We start from the raw sequence: 24,648 nt of genomic DNA on the forward strand, positions 1-24,648 counted from the left end.
CAACGGTTAGACCTAGAAGTCCTCCACCATCCATTCCGAAGATCTCCCCCCTAAATCCAGGGGAATACTCACAGCTTTTCCTAAACGGGGTTTTTCTCGAGTATTTAGAATATAATGTCTTACCTGTTCCGTACTTCCCCAACTATTTAGATAGTTAGTGATCGCATTCAAATGGGCAATATAATCGGCTTCATTCAGGGGAAAGGATAATTGTTCTAAATATTTCCACATAATTTGCAGAAATATTTTACCCCTTGTCCGTCGCAGTTGAATATCGTAGGACACTCCCCATTTATTTAATAACAATTGACGCAGATCTTCACCAGTCATAGTTACGATTCACTCCCTAGATACGGCTCGATCCATTAACTACCAATTCCTAACCCGGTGGCCAAGGCAGGGGTGAGGGGAAATAGGGTTAAAATCATGAACAAGAAAACCAATAATCCCCAGGCGGCACGGGTATCATTGGGTTCAGTTAATTCATTTAAACTCGGTCGTTCTAAATTCCGTTGTAAAATCAAAATTACTAAAGCCCAATACAGGGCTAACGGATTAGAGAAAGAAGCGATCGCTAAAACAATAAATGTAGCAATGGTGGAACGTCCGGCAATTTTCCGGCCATAAATCGCCTGCATCATCCGTCCCCCATCTAACTGTCCGGCTGGCATTAAATTCAAAGCCGTAATCACTAATCCAAACCAACCGATTAAAGTTAGAAGATGCACGTCAACGCTGGTTTGATGGAGTTGGGAACCTAAAATTAATCGAGATAACATCCCGACTAAAACCGAGCCTTGAAAAAATTCCGTTGGTACTTGAAAAGCACTCCCCTGATGGGATAAAAATAACCCCATAATTAACAGGAATAACGATAATCCGCCAGCAGCTACCGGGCCAGCAAAAGCCACATCAAATAATACCGTCCGGTTAGGTAATACGGATTCAAACCGATTAAATGCTCCAAAACTTCCAATTTGAACCGTTGGGATAAAAAACGGCCAACTAAACTTAATATTATAGTGTTTGGCTATAACTTGATGGGCAATTTCATGGATGAATAAAACCGCTAAAATTCCGAGGGCGATCGGGATAATTTCCGGGTAGCGGGTTAAATTTTCAGAAAAATCGAATCCTAATAATAAACCTCCCGCTTCAAAAATTGTTCCTAGCGTCATTAAAAATAAAATAATCGCTAAAATTTTTTGAGGAATTGAAGTGCTTAAGGGTTCATTATTCTGGGGTAAAACAATAACAACGGGTTTGCCTTCGGGATTATCAACTAAAAATAATCGTAAGCGATCGCCAATGCTTTTTTTTAAATTTGTCGATAATTGTTGATAGGCAATTTCCGGGTCACTGCGAAGATTTCCTTTAAAAATCACCCCATCTTGATAGGGAATGGTTTCCGTGGCAAAAAAGGTATCAATACCAAAAATACCCTGAATAATTTTCAGGTCTTCTGGAGATAACGGAACCGATCCCAAGTTCAAAACCGGATCGGGGGTTGGGGGAATAATATTGAGTTCCGGTGGCAGGGGGGGTGGACTTCCTAACAGATCGGGTTTAAGCTCAGAGACCGAATCTTGATTCGCCACTTCCCTGAGTCGTCGGCCAATCATAATATATAATCCCGTCGAAGCCACGAATAAAAATAAAAGACTGACCAAATTTAGGTAAATTCCCGCCGCCGCCAAGCAGAAAAACAGAAATCCTGGAGACATTAAAGCCACGGATTGTAACCAGGACAACAAACCCAGTTTCCCATAGGGTAAGGCACGATAATACCCCCAACCCAGGATACCCAGGGTAATCAGGAGGACGAGAATAGTGGTGTTATCAGATGCAGTAAACATTATAGACCTTAATTTTGAACTAGAAAGGCGATCACCTTGAGAATTCATTGTAGCCCAGTCCATTCCCCCCTAATTCAATCAAGGCATTGTCGGAATGCTATCCAGGTCTTTAGGATGGGTCTTGATATCTGCCTGGGAAATGAAATCGGGATTGGTCGCCAAAATCGCTTTCGCTTCTGCCATATCTCGGCGGGTCGCTTCCCGTAGTTGTTCTCGCAGGGCGGGCATAGCAGCCAAAGCCCTTGTCCAGTCAGGAATTTGAGCCGTGACCGGATTTTGAAAAAATTCTTCACCCGCTTCCGCGATCACTTTTTCAAAGACATCAATGATCGCTTCTTCGTGGTGACGGTCATACTGCATATTATTAAACCGAGCATCGACAAAATATTGGCGGGTAAAATCCTGGGCCTCCCGTTTGAATTTAATTCGTAAGGTATGAATTTGTTCCCGGTTCACCACCACCCGTTCGGTTTCGATTAAGGTACGCAAAATCGACCTAAGAATATCAGCGCACATTTTCCGTAATCCTTCGGTGGGAGATTGACCAATATTTTGATGTTTATGGTCGAAGTTTCCTAAATCAATTTGAGCAATTCTTTGGGGAACAACATTGCGATAAACCTCCGCTAATAAACCAATTTCTAAGCCCCAATTGCTGGGAATTCGAGTATTGAGGGCGATATCATTGGTTAGGGCAAATTCCCCAGATAGGGGATAACGATAGGCACTTAAATAGCGCAGATAATTGTTATAGCCATATAAATCCATCAATGCCACCAGTAACGGGGTGACAAATAGACGCATTACCCGACCATGGAAACTTCTAGGTTCGCCGCCCAATCGGGCATAATAGGCTTTATTAAAGGAAATTCCGAGTTCTTTTTCTAGGAGGGGGAATAATAGTTTCAGGGGATAGGATTTATCGTAGGTAATAATATCGGCATCGTGCAGTGCGATCGCTTCTGCTTGCAGGGATGCTACCCCCAAACCAATCCAAACAGCCCGACCTTTGCCATTGAAGCTCATCAGGTCTAAGCCTTTTTCCCGCAATTTTTCTAAAAGTTGGTTGACTCTTGGGCTATTTTCCCAAATCACCAGGGTCGGTTGGGGTAAAACACTAAAAAAATGAACCGCTTTTGTATATTCCTCAAGGGTCTTTGCATACAGACAGACCACGATGGTATTGACGAAATGACAGTCCTTGAGGCAATCTCGAATCCGGGTTAAAGCGGGTCGTTCCAGTTCCTCGTATAAGGCGGGAATCAAGACAGCCGTGGGGCAAGTTTCACACAGTTGGGTGATTCTGGCTTCTAATAAGTCAAGATCGCAACCAAAGTCATGAATCGTGGTAATTAATTCTTGTTTATAGTCCATTATGGTGACCCAATTCCCAAGATAGCCAGTGCCTTATAGAGTCCATCCATCCTAACACTCAAGGAACAAATTGGACTAGCTCAACTGCTGCACATATATGGCGCTACGCATTACACTTAGGGTACTTCTAAATCCAGCAAACTCATTCACTGCTTACTGTTCCGGTGTTCCCTTGTTCCCTAGTGCGTAGCCCTATAGATCTTGCTGGTACATATAGCAGTTTTTTCTACCAATCAGTGCAGAGATCCCCCTAACAGTTTAGAGATCAATACCTCAAAATTACGCACAGAATTAGCCGATGGCATGATTTCTGGATCAACCATGGGTTCCACCAAAATTGTAAACATTCCCAAACGGTTCCCCGCCAATACATCGGTAAATAAGCGATCGCCCACCATCGCTACTTGTTCTATGGGCAAATTCATCGCTTCAACAGCCCGCTTGAGTTTCCGACGGGAGGGTTTACCCGCGCCGCTAATATAGGGCAAGTTCAAGGTTTCAGCAATATTGCCAATCCGAGTTTGACTAATATTGTTACTCACTAACCATAGACTCAAATGAGGTTTGAGGGTATCAATCCAACCTTTGAGATCTTCGGAAACCGACTTTTCTGTAATCGGAACTAAGGTTTCATCCACATCTAGCACCATTCCCCTAATCTGATGCCGTTGCAATAACTCTGGCGTCAAGTGCAAAACGCAATCCCCAAGGACTAAATCAGGCTGTAAGAGTTTCCCCCAAGACATAATAACCGTAGAATTTTAGCCCTTTTATCTTAACGGAAAACTGGGCAATATAGAGAAATTTTTTCCTGAAATCGTTGGATCACCAAGCAATAGGGGGCAAGGAAATCAGAATACTGCGATCAGAAATTTCCACTTCCGAGCGATTTCTTCCCCACTGTTCCAATCCCACCACAATTGTACTTGAAAGAATAGCATCTTCAGTCAAACGACGCTCAATTTTACCCTCGGCAATTAACCGTTCAAAAATAGCTTTAAAGGGAATATAAACATCCTGAAAAGGTAAATCTTTTAAAGGTAAATTACAATCCGACGATTTATCAACAGTAAACTTTAAATCCTTGGGGGTAACATTCCATGACTTGCCATTAACATGAATTTGAGACAAAGAATATTCAGCCACTTCAGGTTCACGAAATAACTCAGGTAAGGTGGATATTTTGCCCTGATTAATTACATAATCCATTAAATTAACAGAAACTCCAAACCCTTGACGGCTGTTTAAACTATAAAAAGTCATATCCGTATGCACCCTAATTTTCCGGTATAGATCTTCAGTTTTATCCGCAAAACACACCTTAGCCCGAAGTTTTAAACGGACACCCTGCACCCATTCATACAAGGGTGTCATGACTCGATTTCGGTGATCTAACCCGCCATAAGTCCCTGGATAGGTTTTCAGGTTTTCTTGTAGTCCAATATAGAAACTACCATAACCAAAGGGAATTTGTGGCAAGCTGGAACTGTCATTAATCAAATAAGCTGAGGGACTTTCTCCTACACCGTTGTTTTTCCAGTAAAAAAAGTAAGGACAGCGACCCTTTACTGGGGGAGTTCCAACAGGTTCAGAAGGGTGAGATTCCATTAAAACTCGATTATTCGGGGCGTTGGGGTTTTCAGCTTCATTGGGAATACAACTTAATTTTCCGGTTGGCCCTACTTTATCCTTGTAACTAAAAGATCCATAGGCTAGGGTATAAAACCCAGAACGATTCGGAATTGACCCATAACATTTTCCCCCAATTCCATCAGGACAACTCTCAAAATAAACAGGACTTTTAGGATAATAGCCAGCCACTCGGCGAATTTTCAACCCAGAATCCCAACCCCAAGGGATTAGAGAAGATGGGGAAATTGCCGCATGAGAATCAATAGCTGAATGCTCCGAAGATGGTAACGAAATTGAAGAATTTGGGGCCGTTAAGGAAAGATTAGATAGTCCAAACAAAATGGCTAAATACACAGCTTTTGTTTTCGATAAAAGACTGGGTTTTAGACTATAAAAATAATCACTAAAGCGCACGTTCTCTGGTTGTAGATGTAGATACAGGTTCAAAAAGCAATTATTTTCTATTTAGAAGAAAGATTGCGTTCAACTTCAGCAATCGCCGCTTGATGTTCCGCTTCCGTCCGGCTAAAAATATGGGTTCCGTCGTATCGCGCCATAAAATACAAATAATCCGTTTTTTCAGGAGTTAAAGTTGCTTTTAAACTGGCTAAACCAGGACTGGCGATCGCCGTTGGAGGTAATCCCACATTAATATAAGTATTGTAGGGAGATGGCGTTTCCACTTGTTTAAAGGTTAGGGGTTGTTCAACAGTTTGACGAATCCCCAAAGCATATTCTACTGTTGGATCAGATCCTAGTTGAATTCCTTTTTGTAAACGGTTATGAAATACCCCAGAAATTCGATTTCTTTCTTCATGAACAACCGCTTCTTTTTCCACAATACTCGCTAATGTTACCCATTCATTTAAACTCAAATTCTTTTGAGATTGAGCTTGTTGATAAATGGGTAAAGCCTGTTCTTGGAATCGATTTAACATCTGACGGACAACCGCCCGGGGAGTAACTTCCGTTGCTTCGACTTGATAGGTGTCGGGAAATAAAAAGCCTTCTAATAAGGGTAAATTCTGCGGAAGCCAAGGATAATCCTGATAGGGAATTTGACGACTAGCCGCGATAAATTCCTCCGCCGAGAAAAATCCCTGTTGCTCAAAATATTCGGCCATCTGTTGAATTGACCAACCTTCAGGAATGGTGAAACTCAGAGTCATTACCTCCCCATTCCAAATGGTAGACGCCACTTGACTCAGGGACTGGGTAGGAGCTAGGGAATAGCTTCCCGCTTTAAAATCTCCTTGGGGGTTTTGGAAGATTAACCACCGCGCCCATAGTCTCCAAGCCAAATCAGAACGAATTAATCCCGCCGCCTTCAAATCTTCACCAATTTGCTGACTGGAAGTTCCGGCTGGAATCAGGATTTTGACGCTGTTTCCCTGACCATGGGGCGCGGCACTGGCCCAACTCCACCAAGCCCAACCTTGCCATCCTAAGAATCCCCAAATAATCGGCAGAATCAGAAGGTAAAAAAATCCCTTAGAAAACCTTTTCATAGTTTGTTTATCTTGAGGTTTTTTCTGTTTTGTGTTTGCAATTCCCAAGCTAATTCTCCATAATTAAAATTTTAATAAAAACTGAAGTTATGTGAATTAAATTATTAGAAAAGATCTGCTCACAAAAAAGTAGAAACAGATCTAAATCCTTTAATCTAAAGCATCAAAAAGTTGATCTTCAATTAGGGGTAAAAGAGGTTCTAACCTTTTAAATTCTTCGGGGGATAGTTGTTTATATTCTCCTCCTTCATTGGTTTTAGCCAGAATAAAAAATGGATCGGCTGGGGTATAAATACCATATTCCTGTTCCTCATGGTAAAAACTGGCTAACCAGAGCAGTTCCTCATATTCTTGTTCATCGGGTTCAGCAGAATCGAGATCCAGATTCGAGTCTCCATCATCGGGAAAATCCGGTAATTCTCCGGCTGCGGTTAGGGTAATTCCTGTTCGCTTTAGATCCAAATTGTGTTCTGCTAAAACCGCTTTAGCCGTTTTAAAAATACTGTCAATTTCTTCTTCTGATTCCACCGGAACTGCGGATTCATCATCATCCTCATCGTCATTCCAAGTTAGAATTTCGATTGGTGAGTCCACAGGTAGCAGTAATCCATAATCTTGACCTTCTAACTCAATTGAGGATTGTAAGACGCAAACCAGCGATCGCCCCTGTTCATCCGTCAGGGTCACGGTCACTTGTTCTTCCTCAGAACGTCCATTTCCTTCAGAAAATTTAGGTGGGAACATCATTTATATCGTACTATTTTTAACCATATTAAACGTTACTGGTAACAAGTGTCAGTCATCAGTTCATTACCCATTACCCATTACCCATTCCCTTGTCTCCTCTGGTCTAACCATTGTTGCAAAATCAAGGCGGCGGCTTTGCGGTCAATCATGCTTTTATTACGAGAGAGAGAAATATTGTCCGCAATCATTAATTGTTCGGCTTGATAGGAGGTCAGACGTTCATCTACATATTCCAGGGGTAAATTCAAGCCATGGGCTAACCTTTGAGCATAGTTTTGGGTATATTTAGCCTGAGAACCCAAGGAACCGTCGAGATGATAGGGTAAACCTGCCACTAATAACTGTACTTGTCTGTGCTCTACCAGGTCTTGAAATTGAGCGATATCATGGGTAAAAGAACGCCGCAGAATTGTAGTGAGTCCGGTGGCAATTAAGCCCGTACCATCACAACCGGCGACTCCAATGCGTTTGCGACCAATATCTAATCCCAAGGCGGAAATAAACAGGGATTTTCCCATAATTACACAGGATCAGACGGTAAATCTAAGGACTTTTGGGTTGAGTTTTTCGGGTCTAATTCCGGTGTTTCCGAGATCCCCTCCACCGTAGATTTTTGCACGGGAGAAGGCTGTTTTACCGTTGGCCCCAACCAAGAGATATGCGTGGGTACGGGTTTATGGGCGGGTTGCCAACTAGGTAGGACATCGGATAATTGCAACCCTTCCAGGGAAGATTTAGATTCCCGTAATTTATGCCAAACGGAACGGGACATTAATAAGGTATGTTCCACCCGCGCGGCCCCAATTTTTTCTAAATAGGCTTCTCTTTCGGGTTGATAGTCAGCCGATGCTAATTTTAGGGACGCAGGGCCAAATTCCTGGGCTAAATGGGCCATCTGGGATAGCAATTCGGGGTAAAGCCAGGTATAGGCCGGATGCACGGTTAACTCAGCAACATGGGGTTGGCGACCATCACGGGATAACTGGACTTGAAAATAACCAATTGCCGCTTTGCGTTGGGGTTCAAACACATAACCACTAACCTGTTCACTCCGACTAAACCATTGTTTGATCCCATCTACAATTGCCTGAACAAAACTGGTTTTAAAATCTAAAATATGACGGTCAAATACTTGTCGCAACAACGGAGGCATGGAAACCGTATCTAGTTGATATAGTAGTTGAGCATCTGCATTACTAACGGGTAAGAGGTTGGGTAAATCGGGTTGAGAATTCGCCAAGGTTTGTAGCAATTCCGGTTCCACTACCCAATAGGTGATTTGAGCTAAGGGTTGAAACCCATTTTGCCGATAGAGAGCCATCAAACTGCTATCATTAACATTAACTTCTAATAGCCAGGTTCGTGCTTCCCAAAGGGTTTCAAAACAATAACGTAATAGTTGTGAACCGATACTACTGTGATTATTTAATCGATCTACAAATATTCGATCAATTCGCCAAGTGCTGCGGGTGGTGTTGAAAGGAGACACTTTAATCATCCCTAAAACTTGCCCGAACTGTTCAGCAATATAGGCATTAAATAAATTTTGACAGGGGTTAGGAAACCAACTTAAAAATTTTAGCAACCCATACCACCGACGCAGGTATTCTAACTCCTGGGCTAACACCGTATCATCAGCTTGGTCATATAGCTTTTCAACCGCCTCTAAGTCCCGGTATTGAAACGGGCGAATATTAAACTGGTTTTGATTTTGGGAAAGAAATAAATTCATTGGATGAAGTCGGGTAAAGAATCACCGTTCGCTTATCTTGGTTATCTATAAAGGGCGAATTAGCACCAGTGGGGTTTGCTCATCGGCATTTCCGGCGGGATTACCCCTTAAAGCTTGCTCGATCAAAGCCGTGGAAAGACCGGAGGTTGCCGCTAATATTTTAACCGCTTTTAAATCGTTTACGTCTACAATTGCCGCTCCTAACCCCGTTTCTTTTTGTAGGGTGTTAACCACGTTTTGAGGATCATCTGGCCCTAAGACAATAAATTGATCATAAGGTGGTAAAGTTCCGGTGACATCATCAATCAATCGGGCCTGCTCACCCGCTAATTGATAGAATACCCCTGGTTTCCCTAGAAGTTTGGCTATAGTTCCCACCACAATAGCAAATAATACCCGGACTGATCCGACCTGATTGACTAAGGTTTGCATTCCGCAGGCTGTGGCTAAACTGGAAGTAGGCATGAAGAAATAACAAACCCGTTGGGCTACCCATCCCGGCTTGATTTGGCTAGGATGGTAAAATCGCCCCTGCATTAAAGCGACCGGGGTTTCTCCCAAGGTGACAATATCCCCGGCTTGAGCATGGGGAAGCACATACCTTTTAATCACCTCGACGGGATCATCAATATGGGTTAATAAATGGGTACGAATCGGATAAACTTCGGCAACTCCTTCTACAACTCGTTTATTGGGGATAACTGCCGGATCGGGATATTGTAGAGGTAGGACAAGGTGGCGAACTTTGGGGATACGTCCCTGTGGCCCGTAGGTCATGTACTTAACTTTCACCCAGGCCGATTGTAAGGCTTTTAGATCAGTCCCTTCGATTTCAATTAAAACTTTAATTCTGGTGGTTTTTTGGGCTTTAACAATATAGCCAAACCAATAGTTATCTTCCCTAACACCTGCATCAATATGGGCGGGAATGACTTTAATTGTATGGTTAATCCCGTCTAAACTCGCTTTAGACAAAAGGGTTAATTGGGCACTGACTTCCGGTATCATGATCTCCAGATTTGATGTCAGATTCTGGAATTCCATTTCTCCCCGCAAGACATAATGGCGGTTGTCGGATAAATCCAGATTCCATTCTCCCCGCGTCAGTTCGAGTTGATTCCCCGGACGCAGACGATATTGAATTTCTAGCCCCAATGTTCCTAAACCCAGTAAAACCAATGCGGCTGTTGTTACCAGGCTCAAACCTCCTGCCATTACACCACTTCCCCTTTTAAATGTGCGTAGTTGATGCAAACCGATATCGGATTTGCACTCCCATCCTACCGCAGCAAGTCTATTCTAAAATTCTTAAGTTAAATTACAAAAACAACCTATAGGTGAACCAAAGTATTAATAAGACTTATCCCATAGGGATATCAGGGGGAGAGTACAACTAATCTAGCACAAAAGGGTATATCCTTATTTAAAGATTTGTAAAATTCACCCAAAACGCTTGACGTATCTTAATACTTTTTCAAGGAGTCCCATGAAGCACGAGTCAATTGCGGAAAGATTTTGCCTCACGGCTCACGTTGTGTCAACCCTATTTGGATTAGCGGGGTTATTGTTTATTCTCCCTAACCCTGAACTGGTCGCTAATTTACCTCCGATGGGGATGAATATTTTCGTCTGGAGTATGGCGACCGGAGGCGTAGCCTATATTGTGTTTGGGGCGGCGACCCTGGCATTATATGGCTATAGGACTTTAGGGTTAGGAACAACCTTAGCCTTTATGATTCCATCCCTATTCTTATCCCTATCCAGTGAACTTTTAGGAACTAGCACCGGATTTCCCTTTGGTCATTATCAATATTTGAGTGGTTTAGGTTATAAAATCGCCGGACTGGTTCCCTTCACCATTCCCTTATCTTGGTTCTATATGGGCTTAACTTGCTATTTGTTAGCCCGGGCAGGTTTAAAATTAAAAATGGGAGATAGTTGGGTACGTCAACTTTCAGCCTTGGCATTAGGGGCTATATTACTAACAGCTTGGGACTTAGTATTAGACCCAGCCATGAGTCAAGCTACTTTTCCTTTTTGGCAATTTCAAGAAGTTGGTGAATTTTTTGGAATGCCCTATCGTAATTTAGCTGGATGGATGGGAACGGGCTTTATTTTTATGAGCGTTGGGGCATTTTTATGGCGCAGAACTCCGATTGCTTTATCTCGCTCCCAATTAACTTTACCCCTAATTGTTTATATCACTAATTTCTTCTTTGGAGCGGCGATTACCGTTGTCGAATTAGATACCCGCTTCCTATTTCCCGTGGCTTTAAGTATTCTATTTGGAGTAGTTCCAGCGATCATTTTCTGGTGGAATGCTAAACCCTCTTTAGATACTATGGAAAGTTTATTATCTAGTGATAATATTACTACTCCCTCAGCCGTTGAAGTGGTTGCAAAGTAAGCATTAAGATTTAAAGAGGATGGGTAAAGCCCATCCTTTTTTATGGGAATATATTTAATTATCCTGCTTTGTGTCTTTGTACCTTTGTGTTTCCTATTCCCTTTTATACTAATTTTAATGTTGAATCTAACTTTATTAACAATTCCTGATTTTTTACAGACTAATTCCTGGGTTATATTATTTTTTGGGGTGATATTACTGTTACAAATCCCCGCCACAATAATTTTATTATCTCGGTTATTAAAAGGAGCGATTCGGGTTCCCCCTCTACAACCACAAAACCCGACTTTAGAACTCTTTGGAACGGTGAGTATTGTGGTTCCTACCTTGAATGAAGCCGTCCGGGTAACGCCCTGTTTAGAAGGGCTAACACGGCAAAGTTATGAAGTCCGAGAAATCTTAATTGTTGATAGTCATTCCCAGGATGGAACCCAGGATATTATTAAACAATTCGCTAAATCAGATCCGAGATTTAGACTGATTTTAGATGATCCTTTACCTCCCGAATGGGTGGGTCGTCCTTGGGCTTTAAATACGGGTTTTTTAAATAGTTCTGAAAAAAGTGAATGGATTTTAGGCATTGATGCGGATACTATACCACAACCGGGTTTAGTGGCGAGTGTGGTGAAAACTGCGATCGCAAATCAATATGATTTATTATCATTATCCTGTAAGTTTATTCTCAAATATCCGGGGGAATTGTGGTTACAACCTGCCCTATTAATGACTTTAGTTTATCGGTTTGGATCACCGGATTTATCGCCACAAAAACCCGAACGGGTGATGGCAAATGGTCAGTGTTTTTTATGTCGGCGTTCAGTATTAGAAAAAGTGGGAGGATATTCTAGTGCTAAAAATTCCTTTTGTGATGATGTAACTTTAGCTAGAAATATTGCTCAACAGGGTTTTAAAGTCGGGTTTTTAGATGGCGCCAATGTGTTAACGGTTAGAATGTATGATGGATTAAAAGATACTTGGGAAGGTTGGGGGCGATCGCTCGATCTCAAAGATGCTTGTTCTAAAACTCAACTCTGGGGAGATTTATTTCTCTTATTAGCAGTTCAGGCTTTACCCTTACCATTATTACTAATTAATATAATCTTTTCCTCTCATCTATCCTTACCCGGTTTTTTGAGTTCAACGCTATTAGGATTAAACGGTTTTTTAGTATTTCTACGGATAATATTAACCGCCGCAATTTCCTTATCTTATGATTTGAGTCAAGCTAAAATGCCTTGGGTATTTTGGTTATCTCCCCTAGCTGATCCGGTCGCTGTATTAAGATTATGGATATCCGCAACCCAGACTCAAATTCAATGGCGAGGGAGAACTTATGAAAAGAATTAAAACCCCAAAATTGATGATAAATTCTTGATTATCTGGATTTTTTTCCAAGTCTAATTTTGTGTTTGCAAATAATTGTTAAGTCTTAGAAAACTGTCCTTGCATCGTGTTTCTAAAGTTTTATATTTTGCAGATAAGGAACACTTAGAAAGATATGGGAGACTTATTTTTGGCGATATAGCAGTTGCCGCATCTATTAGGACATTCTTGAAAACTAAAAGCTGCTCATAGTAAGTATTTACAAGAGTGCCCATTGCCTATTCCCTATTGCCTCTTGCTATAGCTATTACGCCATGAAACATGGCCCCGTACCAAGTCGGATTTATGATTTACTGAAATTAGTGCGTGGAGATTTGTCTCCTAGCTTTCAGCCGCCGAGAGAAATATCTGAACAGGTTCTTCATGCTTTCAAGATAGTTGATAAGCATGACATCAAAAAACTAAACAGTGGAAAATATTTTATGTGCAATCTTGTCGCCATACAGCGAATACATAAAAACAGAATTTTAAAATAGGGCGATCGCTAAATATTGAACTTTGGACAAAATTAAAACCATATAAAATTCTCCCCCATTATGAGGAAGAACTTTACTAAATCAGCGCTTGATAATAAACAATCAACGGTCAGCAAACTGCTAGTTAACTCGTTCCAACTGCCAGAGAATTTGATTACCTTCTCGCCGCACTCTGGATACTTCCCAATTGCGCCAGGCCCAGTTATCCCCTCGACTGGTCACAGCACTAGCATTAATATCCATGAGATCGGCCAGTTCGGAACTACTGATTAAGTAGCCCTTGGTAGCAATTTCATCAGCAATATGCAGGGTTTCGATCAAATTGCGAAGTTGGTTCACCCTAACCTCGCGCGGTAGGTTTTCTAGTGAATCATTAATTAAGTCAGTCATGGCAAGATCTCAGACAGCAAGATTAGAGTCTATCACACAGCCTGTTAAGAAAAGGTTTAGTTCACACGGTTTCCTCAATTAACCCAGGGGGCGGGGTAATTTCAATCCGTTTTTGTTCTAAATCCACAATGGGAACAATCTCTTTAACAAAGGGAATTAAAACCGTAGGTAGGGGTTTAGGTTTACGTTTCTTTTTAGATTTACGATGAATTCCCTCTGGAATTGGTTCAGAAACGAGAGTATCTTGGGTGGAAGTTGGGGAATTTAACTCGACTTCGAGTAAATCATTCCCGGCTGAAATCACATCTATGACTTTTCCAATCACTTCCGCCTTTCTTTGGTCGAAGACTTCCAACCCAATTAAATCTAAAACATAAAATTCGCCTTCCTCTAAATAGGGACGATCTTGATCAGTAATCAACAAGGGACAGCCCTGTAACGCCTCCGCCTGATTTCGATCTTCAATTCCTTCAATTTCCACCACATAAATGCCTTTACTGGGCATTAAATAGCCGCCCAAAAATTCCACGGGTTCAGGTTCAGTTTGTCCGGGATGTAATAACCAGCGCTGTCCAGGTTCAATAAATCGTTCAGGAAAATCCGAATTGGGATAAACCCGCACTTCTCCTCTTAACCCATGAGCCGCAACAATAGTCCCGATCTCTATCCACTCAGACATGATAGTATTTCTTAATTCTTGCTGTTCTTTATTGATTTTATCCTGGGGATCTCCAATTTGGATTTCTTCGATTAACGCGCTTGGATGATATGAAAAACAAAAACAAATTTGCTCTTAGCTTCGCCTTTTGTCTATTTGGGACAGTCGGGAAGCTCACACCTAAGCTATTTGATCAACGGAGCTCGATTGCTGCCGCTACTATTTTACTATTTTTTACCACCTTATCCACATCTTCCCTGGCTCAGAATCCCACTTTATCAGAATCTTCTGTCCAAGAACAGGAGATTAAAAATCAAGTAGAAAATCAGGTTGATAATACCTTCCGTCGCTATCTGGCATTATTAAGTTTAATTTTACTATTGTTATTGCTGTTGAATACGATCGCAGCCTGTGGAGTTTGGTTTTTACTGAAAAAATTAGCCCAACAAACGGCATCCGCAGAACAGGAAATTGAAAGTCTTAAAACCGATACGCTGACGGAAATGGAACGGGTACTCACCGAAGCTAGACAAATTTTATATCAATTGCAAAATAAAAATGATTTAGCCCATGAAACCTTACAAACTCTAACGACTCAAACTCCTTTACCTGTGATTGAAGCGGTTTGGGTGGAACAGCCAGAAAACAATAAATCGGGTGCAGAGATTGGGGAATTATTACCCGAAACCCATGATCAATCTGTAACCAATGAAACAACAATCCCGGTAAATCTGGATCAGGCAGTCTTAGTCCCGATTATATTACCTATTACCACTGAAAACGACAAAAATCAAACTCTGTCTGCGGTTGAAGTTGAAGAAAAATCTTCGGAGACAACGGAAACAGAAACTCCAGCCGCAGAAGTTGAACCGGAAGAACAACTTAGACAAGCGATTAGTTTAGCCAAACAGGGAGATAAATTATTTTTAGAGGGGGATTTAGAAGGGGCTGTTCAAAGTTATGATGAGGGGTTAAAATTCAAACCGGATTTGGCAGAAGTTTGGAATAATCGAGGGGTAGCACTGACACGGTTACAACGGTATCATGAGGCGATTGTCTCCTATGAAAGTGCGATTCAATTGCGATATAATTATGCCGATGCTTGGAATAATCGCGGAGTGGCTTTAGGAAAACTCAATCATTATGAAGCTGCGATTTTATCCTACCAACGGGCTATTGATTTAAAGTCTAATTATATGGATGCCTGGAATAATCAGGGCTTTGCTTTAGCTAAACTGCAAAAGTATGATGATGCGATTTCATCATATAATCAAGCTGCAAAAATTCGTCCTGATTTTTACCGAATTTGGTATAATAAAGCCCGATGTTATGCGGTTCAAGGGCAAGTAGAGTTAGCCTTGGAAAATTTAAAACGGGCAATACGGTTGAATCCCGAAGCCTGTAAAAAGTTGGTTAAACGGGAAACGGATTTTGACCCGATTCGAGAGGATAAAAACTTTAAAAAGTTAAATTTTGATTCCTAATTATTGAAATTAAATGAATATAATTGAATTAATTTTGGTTGGTTTTTCTGCTTGTTTTAGTATTTTTTATCCAGATTTATTTGATTATAAATCTTCTAAATATCAAGATTTAATTAGTCAGGATTCTGACAATTTCTTGGCAATATCCTATACTAGCGGCAATGGCGTAGATGCTACCAGGCTGGATCGCATGGTAATTAGAGATTTAGTTCAAACTGAAATTTCTCAGAGTTTCAGGCGGGTTCACCCTTTATTATCAACTTGGATTTTAGTCGCTGTTTTGGTTCCCAGTGCTAGTGTGTTAAGTATTTTAATTTTGTTTTTTAAAATTACGCGAGATAGCCGGAAATTCTCTCAACATTTAGAGACTTTAAAAGATTATTTTATTCCTGAATTTTATGCTAGAATTGGCGAAGCCCAGGATATTGTTTATGATCTCCAAGATTCTTTTCAAGTCACTGAAGAAGCAATTCAAGGAATACAAGCAAGGCTAGACTCTCTTTCAACTCAAGATGATGATTTGGAAGAATATACGGTAGAAGATGATAAAAAAAGACTCAGAAATCGACGAGTTAACTCATCAAAAACTTAAATTTTTATAAATAACGAGAAATGTTTTTTGAAGACCAAAAAGAGTCTATTCTTAAAGGCATAGAAGATGGCAGAATCCTAGGAATTAAGCAAGGAATTATTGAAGGTAAATTATCATTAATTTTACGTCAAATTTCTCGATTATTGGGTGAAATATCATCAGAAACTAAGGCAAGTATCCGACAGTTAAACTCTGACCAATTAGAGAATTTAGCAGAAGCGGTTTTAGACTTTAAAACGGTAGAAGATTTGTTAGTTTGGCTGTCAAAAGTTAGATAAAGAAACTGTTATAGCCCCCCCTAACCCCCCGTGCACGGGGGGCTAGGGGGGGAGGGAATAGGGAATAGCCGCGTCGTGAGCCGTGAGCCTGTCCCTTTTGGTTCTGAGTTAATTAAATAAACACATATTGATCACTGTCTAATGTTGATGAAATATTGCCCTGAACAACTGCTAATAACTGTTGTGACCCATCACCATTCAGTTTGAAAATTGCCACTCCTGCGGGTACATTGGAGGGCAAATTACCAATAGTATATAAATCGGGAGTACCACCTAACAGTAACTTATCTTCATCCCCATTAAAATCCGTAATCAAGGTATAGCCCAAATTATCATTAGAAATGCCCACCAGGGTATCATTACCTCGGTCGCCTAAGAGCAAATCGTTTCCCGTCCCACCAATTAAACTATCATTACCCTGACCGCCATAAATGGAATCATCTCCACCATCACCAAACAGTGTATCCTCGTCGTTATTCCCAAATACGATATCGGGGTCTGGCCCCCCATAAACCGTATCAATTCCGATATCACCAAATAGAGTATCAATTCCTTCACTGCCTATGAGTAAATCATTCCCTTGACCGGAAAATAGAATATCATTTCCATTTTGTCCTTCAAGAAAATCATCCCCCTGGAAACCAATAATAGTGTCGTTTCCATCTCGAGCCGGGATGACATCACGAACATTAGTTCCTTCTAAAATATCATCATTTTTTGTCCCAATCAGCGATGCAGCCGGGGTTAAGGGTGCGATTTGATCTCCATTACGTCGTAAAAAGAAAGAGTCTGCACCCTCACCGCCGATGAGGGTATCCACTTCATCATTAAAGACAATTACGGCTGGGGTCGCAGGGATCGTTTCTCTGGAAACTGGGACAGATACAAATGGAAAGTTTGACATTGTACTTCGGGGTAAACAACAAGCGATGGTGTGAATAAAAAAAACATTTTACACTCAATTCACTATTTTTTATACCTTATAAACTTCTCTATAAATGGTTGTGTTGTTTTTTTGCTCTGCTCCTCTGAATCAATAGACTCCGATTAGTATACAAAATCAGGATTGTTTTTGACAATATTTGGGATAGGGAGTTTAAAGGGGTAAGGGCTGATAGGATCGAGGGATTTAATTATGGTATAGTATAGGACTGAATTAAATTTTCTAGGGTTGTTGTTTCAAAAACCCATTCTAATTCTTGATTGTTGATCGCTTTAATTAAGATAATATCTTGCGGTGAAATTTCCCCTAGGGGAAGTTGATAAGACCAAGAAGATTGAGTATCGGAATCAGTAGGTTTAAAAGCAAATAAACCGTTTTGAATGAACTTACCATTAATTGAAACCAGAATAGAGTCTAATTGACCGTTGGGATTAATTTCTGATAGTCTTCCGGTTAATAAAAGATTTCCCTCTAGGGTTAATTCACACCTTTCTATTTTTCCCTGGGGATGGTGACTAAATTTTAGGGAAGATAGGGGGTTTTGAGGTGTACGAGTAACTAAATATAAATCTTGATAGCCACAAATTCCTTGGGGAATGCGGGAATAAACTGCTTCCCCTTGACTAATGGTTTTTAAACTCTGGGCTACGAAACTTTCACCGACATAACTGGTGCCATATTCATTCACATCTAAACTGCGACTTTCACTATTGGGAATAAATAAAATATCTGAGGTAGAAATATTGAAATGGGGGGGTAATAATTCCCGGTCATGAACACTAAACATTAATATTCCTTGGGGAGATAATAAAGAATAGAGTTTTTGTAACCAAGTTAAAAAGGTGGATTCAGGAAGATGACTAAAAAACGAACAGGCTAAAATACCATCAAAGGATTGTTGGATCGGATAGTCCTGGGGATAGGTGGTAGAGATAATTCCCTGCACCCCAAATTGTTCGGTTTGAAACTGTACCGCCTGGGCATAAATATCAGAAATCCAAAGGTTTTGGGGCGGGATTTCTTGAACTAAAAAACGGGTAAACCGACCATAACCACTGGCAAAATCCAAGAAGGACGAAATCCGATCTAATTCTCCAAAATGCCACTGTAAAACCTGTCTGACGGTATCTAAAATTCGATGTCCATTAAAATAATAACGAATACAAGCGCGATCGGTTGTGCCGTGATTTGCCAAGGCAAATAAATACATTTCATCCTGATCACAAATTGCAGCATTAAAGGTATCAGGAAATCGAGTTTGATCTTGAATAAACTGTTTTAGAGCTAAGGATTGAGAAGATAAATTAACAAGCTGCATTGATTGTTTTAAAAAATATAAGTTTTCCGATCTAGTTCATCTTACCTAAGACTGGGAATCGAAACAATCTGATCCCCTTGTCAAAAATTTCCCCCTTTGGCAGTAAAATGGTAAAGCAATAGTGATCACAACTTCATCCAAAGCTATGCGAGTTTATGTACTACTGTTCAACGCCGGAACAGAAAATGAAGGAATTCATACGATTCAAATGGGCGATCGCAATAAGGTGTTAATATTTGAAGACGAGGATGATGCCACCCGTTTTGGCATACTTCTGGAAGCCCAGGATTTCCCCACGGCTACGGTTGAGGCGATTGATAAAGAGGAAATCGAAGAATTTTGCGTTTCGGTTGACTATGACTGGGAACTGGTGGGGTCTGGAGAGTTAGCTATTCCTCCCGAAAATAACGTTGATCAAACGGATTGGCAAATCGAGGAAGACCAACCCCCAGAGAAAGAGTCTGATAAAGAGTCTGATTTTGTCTCACCGGAACTTGATGATATTCGCAAACGGCTAGAAGGTTTATTATAGTTGGGTCTAAATAGTACAGATCGCAGGTTGAGTGAAATATGGAACAGTGGGAATCCCGGGGACATTTATTAACTGAACAAATCAACGTCAGCAGTCAAAACCTAGACCAGATGAGTTCCTTGGAGTTGGTGGATTTGTTCAATCGGGAAGATGTCCAAACTTTGTTGGCCATTGCCCGTTCCCGTGAATCCTTGGCTGCAGCCATTGACCTAACCACGGTGGCACTGCGTCAGGGGGGGCGTCTATTTTACGTTGGGGCGGGCACCAGTGGCCGTTTAGGGGTTCTGGATGCGGCCGAATGTCCCCCCACCTTCTGTACCCCTCCAGAACTGGTTCAGGGCATTATTGCCGGGGGTGCGGGGGCTTTAGTCCGCAGTTCGGAAGATTTGGAAGATCGAGCCGAAGATGGGGCTGGGGTGGTGGCCCTGCGTCAAATTACCCATTTAGATGTGGTGGTTGGAATTACGGCCGGAGGGACGACTCCCTTTGTCCAGGGGGCGTTACAAGCGGCTTGTCAACGGGGTGCCAAAACCGTATTTATTGCTTGTGTTCCGGTGGAGCAGGTGGAATTTGAGGCGGACGTGGATATTCGTCTGTTAGTCGGGCCAGAAATATTAGCGGGTTCGACAAGATTAAAGGCCGGAACGGTGACTAAAATGGCGTTAAATATTCTCTCGACTAGCGTTATGGTGAAGTTGGGGAAAGTCTATGGGAATCGGATGATTGATGTGGCGGTGACTAATAAAAAATTACAGGATCGTTCCTTAAGAATATTAATGGATTTGACCGAAATTGATCGAGCAGAGGCGGAAATTTTATTAGAAAAAAGTGGAAAATCTGTTAAGTTAGCTCTATTGATGCAGTGGACGGGACTAGATGCGGTATCCGGTCAAGACTTATTAAATCAGCATCAAGGACAATTAAGACAGGCGGTATTGAGTTGGAATTTGCCATATTAGATATAATTTAGGTATTTCCAAACAAGCCAAAGATGAACTAATCAGTCGGGGTGCAATATTTTAGGATGCTAATTTTAGGCTTTTGCCAGTTTCCTGATAGTGCTGAATATAGGCGTTTAAGGCAAAATTCCAATACCACCTTGCACAGCCAAATGACTTGGCTAATGCCAATTCCTGTTCTGATGTTGGATAGAGCCTGACCTTTGTTGCCTTCAGCACTTTAAATCACCTCCTTTTCAATTATATTAACACTCAAACAATCATAGTCCCTGACCGCAATTCATCCCACGCTGCCCTAGCGGGTCAGACGTGGGGCTTCGGCGCGGAGAAGCTAAATAGGTTGTATTCCCTATTCCCTACAAATTTTTACGCGAGAAAAGAATAAGTGCATCTGCCAAACTAACCAAGACCCCACCCGCCAAGCTCCCATAGAAAGGTTTTCTGTCGATGCTTGGGCAGATAATTCAAACTTCGGGTCATAGTGTAACCATTGGGCAGGTAAGTGTCCCATGGGTGTCATCGGGGACAATTTAAACGTTAGGGCTTCGTAGTCTAACCACTTGCCCTGTTTTCGCCACCCCAGGCGCTCGCCGAGTCTCTTTTCCGTTTCATAATCAACTTGACCTCCCATTTCACTCCAAATTGTTTGCTGAATACTAAAGCCAAAATAACCATAACTATATTGTTCCCAAAGTTGATCAATTGTCTGGAGATCTTGACTAGAAAAGTTATCAATATCTTCCTTATAAACTTCATTCCAATACTTCTTACCCATGACTTTTAGCATTAATTGAGTGGTCTCCATATCAGCTTCTTTCCAGCTATGTTGGGCAAGGAGATCCCGCAATTGGGTATAATCAATATTTCGATCACTGCGAAATTCTTGGGTTAATATAACAGGATGATTACTCAGTCCCATTGATCTTGTTTCTTCAACAGTCGATAGAGGGACTGTTGAAACAAACGTTACTTCTGTAATGCCTAGCATTTTTCTTTGATCAGTTAGTTGGTTAGAGATATAGTTAGAGATTAAATCAATACCCTGGTCTAAAAATATGCCATTTTCACTGCCATCAAAATGATGAATTTGCCAATCTAATAATTGAGATTGGATAAAAGCATCTTTTAATCGAGCTTTTTTCTCATAACTGGTCACCATAAAATCAAGAAAAGTTTCAGAAATCACCCCATTATCTTCAAGGTTTACTGAATTTTCATTATACTTTAAAATATTATCCCCTAAATTTTTAATATCTCCGACCGTTGCATAAAAATATTCATCTACTTTGACAATTTCATCAATTAAAGATTGAAAAGGACTAAAATAATCTTGTAAAGAATTATCAAAATTAATTGCATTATGGGCAATTTTTGCTATTTTTTGACGAACTTTATAGGCTTTGCTTTGATATTCATAAATCTCTTGATAGACTTCTAAATCTTTGACGATTTGCTTAACAATTTCTTTCTGATTTTTGGTGTCTTCTGCAAGTTTTTGGATTCCTTCACTAATCAATCTGATTTTTTCTAACATCAAAAAATAAGCATTGCTCAACAATAAAACTGCTTTGAAGTTTTCTTGTTTTTCCCACTTTAGTTCCCCCAATATTTTCGGGTTATTAGTGTTTTTTAACTCTAATTTTCTTCTCTCGTTTTCCAAGATTTTTATTTCAGAATATTTTTTTTTAAATAATTTTTTTAAGTCATCAGCCAGGGTGACTAAAAATTTATAATAACTATCCCTATATTTTTCTAATAAATCAATAATATGACTATAATTCTGAATAAATAATTGAATTTCATTAAAAATTTCTCCTTGGCTAATTTCTTCTTTTCGCTTAATGATTCCTCCCAAATAATAATGATATCGAACTCCCTCTTTAATTAATTTTTGATGTGTTCTAATTTTTTTCTGAACTGCTTTTACACCTTGATTTTTGAGAACGGGTAATCTATAGGTTTGTTCATAAATTAAGATAGTTTCGTAAGTAATGAGTTGTCTTTGCTGTTTAGTTAACATGATCTTAATTTTTATAGTTATACTGATTAGTGGAATCCATTTTAGCCCCTCGTGACGCTCCTTAGATGCACAGTGAAATTATAGCTACCATACAATTGTGCTATTATGACGAAGAAATTCGTCGGATTGCCTGCAAACTGATTGCTAATAACTAATTATTAAAATCAATGGATGAAATCGCAAAGAAAATCGCTGGCCTCGGTCTTCCCGGTATAGTTCTCCTGATTATAGCAGTCTCATCAGCCGGAAGTAATACCGCCATTGCTGCTGCTCTCACCGCCATGGGAGGGCCTTTTGGCATCGTTGGTGGCATAGGAATACTGGGTCTAATGACGGTGTTAGGAGATACTGTCTCAGGATATGGAATTGAAGCTGTTCTTCATGCTGTCTATGCGGAACGGAGTAAAACCGAATCTGTCATATATCTCCTCAAAGAAATCCAAGATTTACCCATTTCAGACGAGCTCAAACTCAAACTCACAAATCACCTTAGCTCAGAATCAAGCTATGGTGCTGAAGTATCTGAAGCACCAAGGACAGTTGAAATTATGGAAGATTAATTTCCTCTCAACTTCAACTAGATTTTAGAGTGAATAGCCCCAACTATACGATTCCCTAAGTTGTAAATTTTTTCGACTGGAAAATATTATCCTAGGCACAAAGAGGTTATAAAATTTCGGGTAAACCAACTTCTTTGGGTTTAACGAATTTACCGTCAAAACTGACGGCTTTATTTTCAAATGTCCTAGCATCGGCTAAGGCTTTGCGTAACTCGGCGCATTCCATGGGTTGCTGCATTCCCCCTAATAAATAGATGAGTAATTTGGCGGCTAAGTCTTTTCCGGCGACTCTGACCCGGCGTTTATTGGGGTCATATAATATTCCATACCAGAGGGAGTCGGGATATTCCATGCCGCTAAACCCTCCAGACCCATCAAAATTTTGCAATTTCTGAAAAATTTCTGTTAGGGGTTGTTGTTGATAAAAGACTAAGACTCCCAAGGCTGCGGCTACGGCTACTTGTCCGACGGGGCGAAATAATATATTTCCTTCTCCTGGGGGTTTCTCAAAACTAAACCTGCGCAGGTCGGGGGTTTCCCAACTGTCTTCTAAGCGTTGATAACTGGGTAAGGTTGCCAGGGCATCAAAAAGTTGTTGTAATTCCTGAATACCTGTTTCTAACTCTTGGGTTGTGGGGCGTCGGGGGACTAACCCGGGTTTGGCGGCTTTCCAGTGGGGAAATTTGGGGGTTAAGTAGCGTTGACCCATATCCGTTAGGGCTTGCAGGGTGGTTAATACGGTTGACTTGGAGGCGACGGTGGCGCTATCCCAATTAATTCTAGGGTTGCGTCCGGGTTTATCGACAAATAGAGGATGGGAAACGACGACCTGGCGAGTAACAATAGAAAACCCATCATCTTCGTCTAATAGGGCTAACTGGCCTTTACTGAGTTTAACGGCCATTAAGTTAACGTGAACAAAAATAGACCTCACCCGTTGTCTGGCTTGGGCGCGGGTTTCTCCTTTGACAACGGCGGGAATAAATTCTACTCCGATGGTTTCTTGGGATAACTGTTGTAACTGTTGGGGTGTGATACCGAATTTTTGGGTTAACTCCTTAACGGTAATAGCATCCCCGACGGGTTTTTTCTGTTTGCTATAGGGTTGTAAACGCCCTGTCCGTAGGAGTTGCATTAACCCTTGTATCCCCATGAGGCGATGTTGTCCATCTAGGGCAAATACGGATATATCCCCAGACATTTGCAATAGTCCGAGTTTTCCCTGACTATCCAGGGGTAAAAATTCAATGGCGGACTGGGTAGCTTGGCCCTGTTTATCCCATTGAGATGCTTGGGGGTTATCGACCCAGGCGGGACTGAGGACTACTAACACGGCGGGGAATTTATGGTCTTTGTGGTTGGTGAGATATTGGGTTAAGGTGGCTTGACGTGACCAGTCGAGGGGACGTTGCAGGATATCGTCAACGGTTTCGGTGTCTCTTTCGACGTTTCCTGTGGGGTCTAAATGGGGTTGAAATAGGGGCAGTTGGGAGGCAAAACCGACTCTTGCTGCTATCCATTCTAGGGTGACGGAGGTGATAAAGGTTTCGGTTTCGGCCATTTGGGTTTTGTGGGCCAGGATGCGATCGTCTTGTTGTAGATGGGGTTTGAGGAGATCGGCGATCGCTTCTAAGTCTTGTTTGAGTTGGGCGGGGGTGTTATTTTCCATTCTGGTTGCCAAGGAGTGCAATAGGCGTTAAACTGTTCTAAAACGGTTTTTAAAAACTTATTATTAATTTTTAAAAACTTATTCCTAGTCCTATTTTACCTAATTAGTGGGGTTTAGGGAATATCTGTAA

25 protein-coding genes are annotated in these 24,648 nt (G+C 41.1%); 8 read left to right on the forward strand and 17 right to left on the reverse strand.

Annotated elements, in window-relative coordinates:
* Positions 1-12: 12 nt before the first annotated feature.
* From NMG88_RS13500 to NMG88_RS13545, 10 genes are all read right to left on the reverse strand, one after another.
* A complete protein-coding gene (locus NMG88_RS13500) occupies positions 13-330 on the reverse strand; it encodes a DUF3067 family protein (protein ID WP_026787978.1) in 318 nt (105 codons plus the stop codon).
* 35 nt (positions 331-365) lie between these two features.
* Positions 366-1,856, reverse strand: a complete 1,491-nt coding sequence (locus NMG88_RS13505) for a site-2 protease family protein (RefSeq protein WP_026796641.1) — start codon at positions 1,854-1,856, stop codon at positions 366-368.
* 78 nt (positions 1,857-1,934) lie between these two features.
* A complete protein-coding gene (locus tag NMG88_RS13510) occupies positions 1,935-3,230 on the reverse strand; it encodes a glycosyltransferase family protein (RefSeq protein WP_227397626.1) in 1,296 nt (431 codons plus the stop codon).
* A 233-nt stretch (positions 3,231-3,463) separates the two neighbouring features.
* Positions 3,464-3,976 (reverse strand): YqeG family HAD IIIA-type phosphatase, encoded by a 513-nt coding sequence (locus NMG88_RS13515; protein ID WP_042154727.1) that lies wholly within the window; start codon positions 3,974-3,976, stop codon positions 3,464-3,466.
* A gap of 79 nt (positions 3,977-4,055) precedes the next feature.
* On the reverse strand, positions 4,056-5,216 hold the full coding sequence (locus NMG88_RS13520; protein WP_227381494.1) for a hypothetical protein: 1,161 nt from the start codon (positions 5,214-5,216) through the stop codon (positions 4,056-4,058).
* A 107-nt stretch (positions 5,217-5,323) separates the two neighbouring features.
* Positions 5,324-6,370 (reverse strand): endolytic transglycosylase MltG, encoded by a 1,047-nt coding sequence (gene mltG, locus NMG88_RS13525; protein ID WP_254035523.1) that lies wholly within the window; start codon positions 6,368-6,370, stop codon positions 5,324-5,326.
* A gap of 150 nt (positions 6,371-6,520) precedes the next feature.
* A complete protein-coding gene (locus NMG88_RS13530) occupies positions 6,521-7,117 on the reverse strand; it encodes a DUF3727 domain-containing protein (RefSeq protein WP_081846388.1) in 597 nt (198 codons plus the stop codon).
* A 77-nt stretch (positions 7,118-7,194) separates the two neighbouring features.
* Positions 7,195-7,635 (reverse strand): Holliday junction resolvase RuvX, encoded by a 441-nt coding sequence (gene ruvX, locus NMG88_RS13535; protein ID WP_042154721.1) that lies wholly within the window; start codon positions 7,633-7,635, stop codon positions 7,195-7,197.
* A gap of 2 nt (positions 7,636-7,637) precedes the next feature.
* Positions 7,638-8,849 (reverse strand): GNAT family N-acetyltransferase, encoded by a 1,212-nt coding sequence (locus NMG88_RS13540; protein WP_227350770.1) that lies wholly within the window; start codon positions 8,847-8,849, stop codon positions 7,638-7,640.
* A 45-nt stretch (positions 8,850-8,894) separates the two neighbouring features.
* Complete coding sequence (locus NMG88_RS13545; RefSeq protein WP_235760366.1) at positions 8,895-10,064, reverse strand: F420-0:Gamma-glutamyl ligase; 1,170 nt, start codon at positions 10,062-10,064, stop codon at positions 8,895-8,897.
* 271 nt (positions 10,065-10,335) lie between these two features.
* Here NMG88_RS13545 and cruF point away from each other — a divergent pair, with 271 nt between their 5' ends.
* Together cruF and cruG are read left to right on the forward strand one after the other, a co-directional pair.
* Entirely contained in the window at positions 10,336-11,256 is a 921-nt protein-coding gene (gene cruF, locus NMG88_RS13550) for a gamma-carotene 1'-hydroxylase CruF (protein ID WP_227350769.1), read from the forward strand.
* Positions 11,257-11,373: 117 nt separating this feature from the next.
* On the forward strand, positions 11,374-12,603 hold the full coding sequence (gene cruG / locus NMG88_RS13555; RefSeq protein WP_235760367.1) for a 2'-O-glycosyltransferase CruG: 1,230 nt from the start codon (positions 11,374-11,376) through the stop codon (positions 12,601-12,603).
* Positions 12,604-13,235: 632 nt separating this feature from the next.
* Here cruG and NMG88_RS13560 read toward each other — a convergent pair.
* Both NMG88_RS13560 and rimM read right to left on the reverse strand, forming a co-directional pair.
* Positions 13,236-13,505, reverse strand: coding sequence for a hypothetical protein (locus NMG88_RS13560; RefSeq protein WP_026787989.1), 270 nt, complete (start codon positions 13,503-13,505; stop codon positions 13,236-13,238).
* Between the two features lie 61 nt (positions 13,506-13,566).
* The gene (gene rimM / locus NMG88_RS13565; protein ID WP_254035524.1) at positions 13,567-14,184 is read right to left on the reverse strand and encodes a ribosome maturation factor RimM; all 618 of its coding nucleotides are present in this window, start codon (positions 14,182-14,184) and stop codon (positions 13,567-13,569) included.
* A gap of 89 nt (positions 14,185-14,273) precedes the next feature.
* Here rimM and NMG88_RS13570 point away from each other — a divergent pair, with 89 nt between their 5' ends.
* The 3 genes from NMG88_RS13570 to NMG88_RS13580 are packed head-to-tail and all read left to right on the forward strand — an operon-like array spanning position 14,274 to position 16,517.
* On the forward strand, positions 14,274-15,647 hold the full coding sequence (locus NMG88_RS13570) for a tetratricopeptide repeat protein (protein ID WP_254035525.1): 1,374 nt from the start codon (positions 14,274-14,276) through the stop codon (positions 15,645-15,647).
* Between the two features lie 13 nt (positions 15,648-15,660).
* Positions 15,661-16,239 (forward strand): hypothetical protein, encoded by a 579-nt coding sequence (locus NMG88_RS13575; protein WP_227365402.1) that lies wholly within the window; start codon positions 15,661-15,663, stop codon positions 16,237-16,239.
* Positions 16,240-16,259: 20 nt separating this feature from the next.
* Positions 16,260-16,517: a DUF4351 domain-containing protein gene (locus NMG88_RS13580; RefSeq protein ID WP_227350762.1), complete on the forward strand. Its 258-nt coding sequence runs from the start codon at positions 16,260-16,262 to the stop codon at positions 16,515-16,517.
* A 112-nt stretch (positions 16,518-16,629) separates the two neighbouring features.
* Here the strand turns inward: NMG88_RS13580 and NMG88_RS13585 are convergent, their stop codons facing one another.
* On the reverse strand, positions 16,630-17,421 hold the full coding sequence (locus tag NMG88_RS13585) for a calcium-binding protein (RefSeq protein ID WP_254033921.1): 792 nt from the start codon (positions 17,419-17,421) through the stop codon (positions 16,630-16,632).
* A gap of 229 nt (positions 17,422-17,650) precedes the next feature.
* A complete protein-coding gene (locus tag NMG88_RS13590; RefSeq protein ID WP_254035526.1) occupies positions 17,651-18,778 on the reverse strand; it encodes a class I SAM-dependent methyltransferase in 1,128 nt (375 codons plus the stop codon).
* A gap of 145 nt (positions 18,779-18,923) precedes the next feature.
* Between NMG88_RS13590 and NMG88_RS13595 the strand changes: the two genes are divergently transcribed.
* On the forward strand, positions 18,924-19,310 hold the full coding sequence (locus NMG88_RS13595) for a DUF3110 domain-containing protein (protein ID WP_254035815.1): 387 nt from the start codon (positions 18,924-18,926) through the stop codon (positions 19,308-19,310).
* 38 nt (positions 19,311-19,348) lie between these two features.
* Entirely contained in the window at positions 19,349-20,269 is a 921-nt protein-coding gene (murQ, locus tag NMG88_RS13600) for an N-acetylmuramic acid 6-phosphate etherase (RefSeq protein ID WP_042154697.1), read from the forward strand.
* A gap of 60 nt (positions 20,270-20,329) precedes the next feature.
* Here murQ and NMG88_RS13605 read toward each other — a convergent pair whose 3' ends face one another.
* Entirely contained in the window at positions 20,330-20,488 is a 159-nt protein-coding gene (locus NMG88_RS13605; protein ID WP_227350760.1) for a helix-turn-helix domain-containing protein, read from the reverse strand.
* A gap of 130 nt (positions 20,489-20,618) precedes the next feature.
* A complete protein-coding gene (locus tag NMG88_RS13610; protein ID WP_235751585.1) occupies positions 20,619-22,289 on the reverse strand; it encodes a GUN4 domain-containing protein in 1,671 nt (556 codons plus the stop codon).
* 167 nt (positions 22,290-22,456) lie between these two features.
* Here NMG88_RS13610 and NMG88_RS13615 point away from each other — a divergent pair, with 167 nt between their 5' ends.
* Complete coding sequence (locus tag NMG88_RS13615; RefSeq protein WP_227350758.1) at positions 22,457-22,849, forward strand: hypothetical protein; 393 nt, start codon at positions 22,457-22,459, stop codon at positions 22,847-22,849.
* A gap of 106 nt (positions 22,850-22,955) precedes the next feature.
* Here NMG88_RS13615 and NMG88_RS13620 read toward each other — a convergent pair whose 3' ends face one another.
* The gene (locus NMG88_RS13620; RefSeq protein WP_254035527.1) at positions 22,956-24,518 is read right to left on the reverse strand and encodes a DGQHR domain-containing protein; all 1,563 of its coding nucleotides are present in this window, start codon (positions 24,516-24,518) and stop codon (positions 22,956-22,958) included.
* Positions 24,519-24,648 lie beyond the last annotated feature (130 nt).

The sequence above is a fragment of the Planktothrix agardhii genome, from assembly GCF_904830935.1.
Taxonomy (GTDB): domain Bacteria; phylum Cyanobacteriota; class Cyanobacteriia; order Cyanobacteriales; family Microcoleaceae; genus Planktothrix; species Planktothrix agardhii.

Bases quoted from the DNA above. Each gene is read 5' to 3' on its own strand.
- NMG88_RS13500 (WP_026787978.1), bottom strand. From the start codon at position 330: ATGACTGGTGAAGATCTGCGTCAATTGTTATTAAATAAATGGGGAGTG.
- NMG88_RS13505 (WP_026796641.1), bottom strand. From the start codon at position 1,856: ATGTTTACTGCATCTGATAACACCACTATTCTCGTCCTCCTGATTACC.
- NMG88_RS13510 (WP_227397626.1), bottom strand. From the start codon at position 3,230: ATGGACTATAAACAAGAATTAATTACCACGATTCATGACTTTGGTTGC.
- NMG88_RS13515 (WP_042154727.1), bottom strand. From the start codon at position 3,976: ATGTCTTGGGGGAAACTCTTACAGCCTGATTTAGTCCTTGGGGATTGC.
- mltG (WP_254035523.1), bottom strand. From the start codon at position 6,370: ATGAAAAGGTTTTCTAAGGGATTTTTTTACCTTCTGATTCTGCCGATT.
- NMG88_RS13530 (WP_081846388.1), bottom strand. From the start codon at position 7,117: ATGATGTTCCCACCTAAATTTTCTGAAGGAAATGGACGTTCTGAGGAA.
- ruvX (WP_042154721.1), bottom strand. From the start codon at position 7,635: ATGGGAAAATCCCTGTTTATTTCCGCCTTGGGATTAGATATTGGTCGC.
- NMG88_RS13540 (WP_227350770.1), bottom strand. From the start codon at position 8,849: ATGAATTTATTTCTTTCCCAAAATCAAAACCAGTTTAATATTCGCCCG.
- NMG88_RS13545 (WP_235760366.1), bottom strand. From the start codon at position 10,064: ATGGCAGGAGGTTTGAGCCTGGTAACAACAGCCGCATTGGTTTTACTG.
- cruF (WP_227350769.1), top strand. From the start codon at position 10,336: ATGAAGCACGAGTCAATTGCGGAAAGATTTTGCCTCACGGCTCACGTT.
- cruG (WP_235760367.1), top strand. From the start codon at position 11,374: ATGTTGAATCTAACTTTATTAACAATTCCTGATTTTTTACAGACTAAT.
- NMG88_RS13560 (WP_026787989.1), bottom strand. From the start codon at position 13,505: ATGACTGACTTAATTAATGATTCACTAGAAAACCTACCGCGCGAGGTT.
- rimM (WP_254035524.1), bottom strand. From the start codon at position 14,184: ATGTCTGAGTGGATAGAGATCGGGACTATTGTTGCGGCTCATGGGTTA.
- NMG88_RS13570 (WP_254035525.1), top strand. From the start codon at position 14,274: ATGAAAAACAAAAACAAATTTGCTCTTAGCTTCGCCTTTTGTCTATTT.
- NMG88_RS13575 (WP_227365402.1), top strand. From the start codon at position 15,661: ATGAATATAATTGAATTAATTTTGGTTGGTTTTTCTGCTTGTTTTAGT.
- NMG88_RS13580 (WP_227350762.1), top strand. From the start codon at position 16,260: ATGTTTTTTGAAGACCAAAAAGAGTCTATTCTTAAAGGCATAGAAGAT.
- NMG88_RS13585 (WP_254033921.1), bottom strand. From the start codon at position 17,421: ATGTCAAACTTTCCATTTGTATCTGTCCCAGTTTCCAGAGAAACGATC.
- NMG88_RS13590 (WP_254035526.1), bottom strand. From the start codon at position 18,778: ATGCAGCTTGTTAATTTATCTTCTCAATCCTTAGCTCTAAAACAGTTT.
- NMG88_RS13595 (WP_254035815.1), top strand. From the start codon at position 18,924: ATGCGAGTTTATGTACTACTGTTCAACGCCGGAACAGAAAATGAAGGA.
- murQ (WP_042154697.1), top strand. From the start codon at position 19,349: ATGGAACAGTGGGAATCCCGGGGACATTTATTAACTGAACAAATCAAC.
- NMG88_RS13610 (WP_235751585.1), bottom strand. From the start codon at position 22,289: ATGTTAACTAAACAGCAAAGACAACTCATTACTTACGAAACTATCTTA.
- NMG88_RS13615 (WP_227350758.1), top strand. From the start codon at position 22,457: ATGGATGAAATCGCAAAGAAAATCGCTGGCCTCGGTCTTCCCGGTATA.
- NMG88_RS13620 (WP_254035527.1), bottom strand. From the start codon at position 24,518: ATGGAAAATAACACCCCCGCCCAACTCAAACAAGACTTAGAAGCGATC.